Here is a 5,390-nt window from a genome sequence, read left to right as displayed (position 1 = left end):
GAATGACACACCCTACCCTCTGGTTGGGGAATTTTTGGGGTTATAGGCGATCGCCTGACACACCCTACCCTCTGAAGCATTGAAGGTGCGTCAGTCAGTCAGTGGCTGGGTGTTGATGTGGTGGTGTCCGAATGACACACCCTACCCTCTGGTTGGGGAATTTTTGGGGTTATAGGCGATCGCCAATTGACAAGTCTCGGCAACTCATGGTAATATATAAGTATAAAGTTTATAATTGAAATTCATGCTTTTTTGAAATTATAGTCAATATCTCCATTATGATATAGACTATCACGGACGCGACCGAAAAGCAACCCCTCCCCCCAAAAAAAGGGATTTTTTTGACAAAACTTAACAAAACTTAACATTTTGGCGAAATAAGTGGGAGTGTTGCGGGTGATAAAGGCTAGACCTGGCGGTAGGGTTAGCACCCAATGCGGGAGTTATGAGATAGAGTGTGGTGCGTGTCAAATTTTCTTGTTGAGTAACTTCAGCCATTTGATGTAGGGGAACTACCCTAATTTTCTCATCAGGCCATCCCAGACGATAACAAATAGCGACCTGTGTTTGGGGGGGATAATGTGCGATTAACTTATCTTGGGCGGTAGCGACATGACGCGCACTGAGATAGAGACATAAACTAGCTTGATGGGCTGCTAAACTCGCCAACTCTTCTGAGGGAGGAACACCCGTAGCACGTCCACTGACGCGGGTTAAAATGATAGTCTGGACTAACTCAGGAATAGTTAACTCCAGCTTGAGTTTAGCGGCGGCATCTTGAAAAGCACTAATACCGGGGACTATTTCCAAATCAATACCCATCTCTAAGAGTTGGCGTATCTGTTCATAAATAGCCCCATATAGGCTAGGGTCTCCCGAATGTAGACGGACAACCGATCGCCCTTTTTGGACTCTATCTATCATAACAGGTAGGATATCCTCAAGGGTCAGATTAGCCGTGGGGATAATTTCTGCATCCTGACGCACACCGACTAACATTTGCGGGGGTATCAAGGAATCAGCAAACAGAATCACATCAGCTTGAGTCAAAAGTTTTTGGGCTTTAACTGTGAGCAATTCTGGGTCGCCTGGTCCTGCCCCTACAATGTACACCATTGGTGGCAATGATTCTCGGGTTGTGCCATTCATAGCAAAAATTTTTGCCATCCCAGTAATTTCATTCCGGATTATATCAGAGTTAGATGGTAACTAGGTATGGTAGATGCACCCTGGTAGATGCCCTGGAGAAAAACAAACTCCGGGGTCTTTTTTTCTTTTATCATTCTGGGAGGCTGTTGTCAACCAATGGCAACCAATGGCAACCAATGGCAACCTAGGGGACTTTGGTTGGGGTGGGTTGATGGCTAGAAATCAGATTTGACGACATCAGGTAAATGGCGTTGGAAAACATATAGCCATAGTAGACCTGCCATTCCCAATAGGATACCGCCGAAGCTAATCAATTGGGCTATTCTAAAGGGTCCTAACATAAGGCTATCAGTTCGGAGTGCTTCAATCCAAATTCGTCCAGAACTGTAGGCGATCGCATAAACTAAAAAAATGCTGCCTAACTTGAGGGGAGGCTTTTGTTGGAGGTCTCGGAAAAACAGGGTTAGCAGTAAGCCAAAGACGAGGAAATTCCAGATTGACTCATAGAGGAAAGTGGGATGAAAATACTGATAGTCCTGATAACCGAGAAGTCGGTAGGGGGGAGATATGTATAACTTCCAGGGTAAGTCTGTCGGACCGCCAAAGGCTTCGGAGTTAAAGAAATTTCCCCAGCGTCCGATAGCTTGACCTAAAATCAAGGCAGGTGCGACCAAATCAGCTAACAGCCAAAAGGAGACCTGATTAATTTTGGCAAAAATGAGCGCCGCGAGGATACCCCCGATAATTGCGCCATGAATAGCGATGCCACCTTTCCAAATGGCAATAATACTAGCGGGGTCGTTAGCATAATTCTGCCATTGAAAGGCAACATAGTAAAGTCGGGCGGCGGGAATTGCACCAATTATCAACCAAATCACCAAATCCCCCATTAACTCTGGGTTGACATGGCGGCGACTGGCGAGATATTGACAGAGGGTGACACCAATTAACACCGCCGAAGCAATTAGTAAACCATACCAGCGAATTGATATGGGACCGACTTCTAAGATGGTCGGTCCGGGAGAGGTAAATTGAAACCCGACAGGGAGATATTGAATGAGCATGGATTATTCGGGTAGTCCTGTACCATCAGTTTCCACAGCCTCGGTTTCTGTGGTAGCTTCGGGGGAAGTTTCCATAGTTGGGGAAGTGGGTGTCATTCCTGCCTGTAGTTTAATTTGATCTCTAAAGCCGGCGGGGGCTAAGTCTATGGCTTCCGCAAATAGTAACTCGGCATCTTCAGGATTACCCTGTTGTCTGAGTATGATAGCTTTAGCTAGGACGGGGCGGAAGTCTGACTCGCTATTTTTGATGGCTTCATCATAAACGGCGATCGCTTCTTGGTAACGTTGCTGTTCGGCGTAAACCTGCCCTAAGATTAGTTGGATGGAGATTTCGTCAATACTTCCGGCTTGGGCTTGATTAATCTGTGGTGCTGATTTGAGGGTGTCTTCTAATAAGCCAATAGCTGCTTCGGGTCGGTTTTGGGAAATCAGGAGGCTGACGAGTCCCTGTAGGGCTTGAACTTCTCCGGGTCGCTGTTCTAAAATCCTTCGATAGCTTTGAGCCGCACCTTCCGGATTGCCTGTATACTCTTGAGCTTGAGCTAATAGAATCCCATATTCTGGAGTTTCCGGGTGTAATTGCGCGAGTCGCTGTAAAGGTTCAACAACATCTGCGACCTGTCCTTGATCTTGACTGATTAACTCAAATTTAGCTTGCAGAAATCCCCGCAAGGCTGTCTCGTTATCGGGTTCCCTTTGTAAAACCAATTGATAGCCCCTGGCTTGGTCTTGGAGGTCTTGGAGTTGAGCGCCGCTAATATTGGAAACGGCGGTCTGATTCCCGGCGGACTCGGATGAATCGTTTCTGAACAGTCCTCCCAGCAAGGGGGCCATGGAAAATCCCACAAATGCGATTAGGGATAGCACTAAAATTACCCCAACCACGCCACGACGTTTATCTACCATAACTTCTAAATTCCTGCTTTCTCCCAGCTAATACCACTGCTAATCACATGGTAGCAGAATGGATCACCGGAATGGGTTACGGATTTCGCTTTTGTCTAATGGGATTTAGTACAATAAGCATATCGGCGTAATTGCTGTTAAATAGGCTATCGCCATAGTTATACCTGATGAGTTCTGATCTATCCTAGCCACCGATAGGTCTAGTTCTGTGGATGTGGAGTCGGTTTCTCGGGGTATTATCCACCCTAATATCTGACTTGATTAACGCAGAGGAGATTCTGATGGTAGTGTATCACCTAGAAAATCATGCCGTTTTCGGTATGGTATGTTTCTTCCACTTTGAGGTTTTATGAGTCCTTCTCCGAATAAATTTCCCCAAGTCCCCGCTTCCCCCCCTATCCCACCTCAACCAGGTGTTGAGCAACCAGAGGTGGAAAGTTCTCAAGTTCAACAGATAGATGATGCCACAGCGCCTAAGTTGTCTGAAAATACGCCGTTACCTACCCCCGATAATGATGTTAAACAGCTATCAGATGATAGCGATCGCTTAGTTCACCCTATACCTCCCCCTAGTGAGCCTCGCCAATATAGGGCGATCGGTTTGGTGCGCGGGTGTTATCATGCTTCCGGTGAACAGTTTACCCAAGGCGTTCTTCGCACTGTCGAGGGGGCGGAAATTGATGCGGTTCTGTTGGGACGGGTCATGAGTTTAGTTAAAAAACATATTGACCTGGAGGCTGAACATCTTTGGGTGGTTTATCCTCGCACTCGCCAGAAGCAAGATGATCTGCACGTGCAAATTATGGGAGTTTGGGAGCCTCAAACTTTGACTCAATCTGATGATGACTCTACGGAGATAGATAACATATCCCTCGATATTTCCCCGCAGTCTCAGGCTTTACCGGATATCGAACATGGTTATTTCTCCATTCGAGGTGAGATTGTTTATCAGTCTCAGGATGAACCTCAATATGCGATCGTCAAAATCCGACAATCCTCTCGCCATGAAAACGAAAAACCCAAGTTCTTTAAATTAAAATTACTGGGGATGGTCGGTCTCCGACCTGTCGGACATTTTATAGACCTTCATGCCCGTCTGATGGGTAATGATTTAGTGGTTGAGGAAAGCCACGATATCGGGGCTTTACCTATTAAGGGTAAAAGACCTTTTAAACCCGGTAAACCCAGGGACAGTTTCCCGCGATCGCCTCGTCCTGATACTAAGCCCCGCCGCACTCCCACGCCAAAACCTATTCCCCGAAAACCTCCTAAAACTCAAGATTAGTTAGACCCGCTAACCCCTTAGCACTCACAGTTAACAGTCCTCTCGGTCTGTCTAACATACTCAGGGACAATTCCTTGATTGTCCCTGATGCACATTTTGGTAATTTTGTCAACCCCCCCTCAAAACGCCGAAAAAAAACTCGTGCATCGCCAGCAAATTCACGAATCAGAGTGAGGGTTATGGGTGGGGTAGGTGAAGCGAGAAAATGCAGGTTTGAGGCGATCGCTTTCTACCGGAAATCGGCTACAGAGTCCCTATAGATACAACAAAGGTATTTTCACATATAACCTCATGTTATCAGAACCCCAAAACGGTGTCAAGTGCCGATTCTCTCGTGGCGAAAATGATGACTATTTTCACGGAAATTTGTGGTGACTGATTCAATGTTTAAAATTGTCTCCCGAAATAAATAAGTCACGGCTATGGCAACTGGCGGTTATGCACATTTTGGTAATTTTGTCAACCCCCCCTCAAAACGCCGACAAAAAACTCGTGCATCGCCAGCAAATTCACGAATCAGAGTGAGGGTTATGGGTGGGGTAGGTGAAGCGAGAAAATGCAGGTTTGAGGCGATCGCTTTCTACCGGAAATCGGCTACAGAGTCCCTATAGATACAACAAAGGTATTTTCACATATAACCTCATGTTATCAGAACCCCAAAACGGTGTCAAGTGCCGATTCTCTCGTGGCGAAAATGATGACTATTTTCACGGAAATTTGTGGTGACTGATTCAATGTTTAAAATTGTCTCCCGAAATCGATAAGTCACGGCTATGGCAACTGGCGGTTATGCACATTTGAGTAATTTTGTCAACCCCCCCTCAAAACGCCGAAAAAAAACTCGTGCATCGCCAGCAAATTCACGAATCAGAGTGAGGGTTATGGGTGGGGTAGGTGAAGCGAGAAAATGCAGGTTTGAGGCGATCGCTTTCTACCGGAAATCGGCTACAGAGTCCCTATAGATACAACAAAGGTATTTTCACATA

The 5,390-nt window shown here is 46.2% G+C and carries 6 protein-coding genes; 3 read left to right on the top strand and 3 right to left on the bottom strand.

The features are described from left to right. Nucleotides 1-351: 351 nt before the first annotated feature. The 3 genes from cobM to P5683_RS18350 all read right to left on the bottom strand — a co-directional run bounded on the left by cobM (nucleotide 352) and on the right by P5683_RS18350 (nucleotide 3,119). Nucleotides 352-1,149, bottom strand: coding sequence for a precorrin-4 C(11)-methyltransferase (gene cobM / locus P5683_RS18360; protein WP_187758577.1), 798 nt, complete (start codon nucleotides 1,147-1,149; stop codon nucleotides 352-354). A gap of 215 nt (nucleotides 1,150-1,364) precedes the next feature. After that, nucleotides 1,365-2,213: a prolipoprotein diacylglyceryl transferase gene (gene lgt, locus P5683_RS18355; protein ID WP_006625257.1), complete on the bottom strand. Its 849-nt coding sequence runs from the start codon at nucleotides 2,211-2,213 to the stop codon at nucleotides 1,365-1,367. A 3-nt stretch (nucleotides 2,214-2,216) separates the two neighbouring features. Continuing rightward, nucleotides 2,217-3,119 carry a tetratricopeptide repeat protein gene (locus tag P5683_RS18350; RefSeq protein ID WP_006625256.1) on the bottom strand — a complete coding sequence of 301 codons (903 nt, stop codon included), beginning with the start codon at nucleotides 3,117-3,119 and terminating at the stop codon, nucleotides 2,217-2,219. Nucleotides 3,120-3,468: 349 nt separating this feature from the next. On the opposite strand from P5683_RS18350, the gene P5683_RS18345 reads away from it, so the two are divergent. From P5683_RS18345 to P5683_RS18335, 3 genes are all read left to right on the top strand, one after another. Further along, a complete protein-coding gene (locus P5683_RS18345; RefSeq protein WP_006625255.1) occupies nucleotides 3,469-4,404 on the top strand; it encodes a hypothetical protein in 936 nt (311 codons plus the stop codon). Nucleotides 4,405-4,596: 192 nt separating this feature from the next. Further along, on the top strand, nucleotides 4,597-4,779 hold the full coding sequence (locus P5683_RS18340; protein ID WP_108614862.1) for a hypothetical protein: 183 nt from the start codon (nucleotides 4,597-4,599) through the stop codon (nucleotides 4,777-4,779). A gap of 168 nt (nucleotides 4,780-4,947) precedes the next feature. Then, on the top strand, nucleotides 4,948-5,130 hold the full coding sequence (locus P5683_RS18335; RefSeq protein ID WP_108614862.1) for a hypothetical protein: 183 nt from the start codon (nucleotides 4,948-4,950) through the stop codon (nucleotides 5,128-5,130). Nucleotides 5,131-5,390 lie beyond the last annotated feature (260 nt).

Origin of the sequence: Limnospira sp. PMC 1279.21 (assembly GCF_032349615.1) — a bacterium.
GTDB classification, from domain to species: Bacteria; Cyanobacteriota; Cyanobacteriia; order Cyanobacteriales; family Microcoleaceae; genus Limnospira; species Limnospira fusiformis.
This window is presented reverse-complemented; position numbering and strand designations above follow the sequence as displayed.

What these genes read in the sequence shown, in the direction of transcription:
- P5683_RS18350 (WP_006625256.1), bottom strand. Translation starts at nt 3,119, where the DNA reads ATGGTAGATAAACGTCGTGGCGTGGTTGGGGTAATTTTAGTGCTATCC.
- lgt (WP_006625257.1), bottom strand. Translation starts at nt 2,213, where the DNA reads ATGCTCATTCAATATCTCCCTGTCGGGTTTCAATTTACCTCTCCCGGA.
- P5683_RS18345 (WP_006625255.1), top strand. Translation starts at nt 3,469, where the DNA reads ATGAGTCCTTCTCCGAATAAATTTCCCCAAGTCCCCGCTTCCCCCCCT.
- cobM (WP_187758577.1), bottom strand. Translation starts at nt 1,149, where the DNA reads ATGAATGGCACAACCCGAGAATCATTGCCACCAATGGTGTACATTGTA.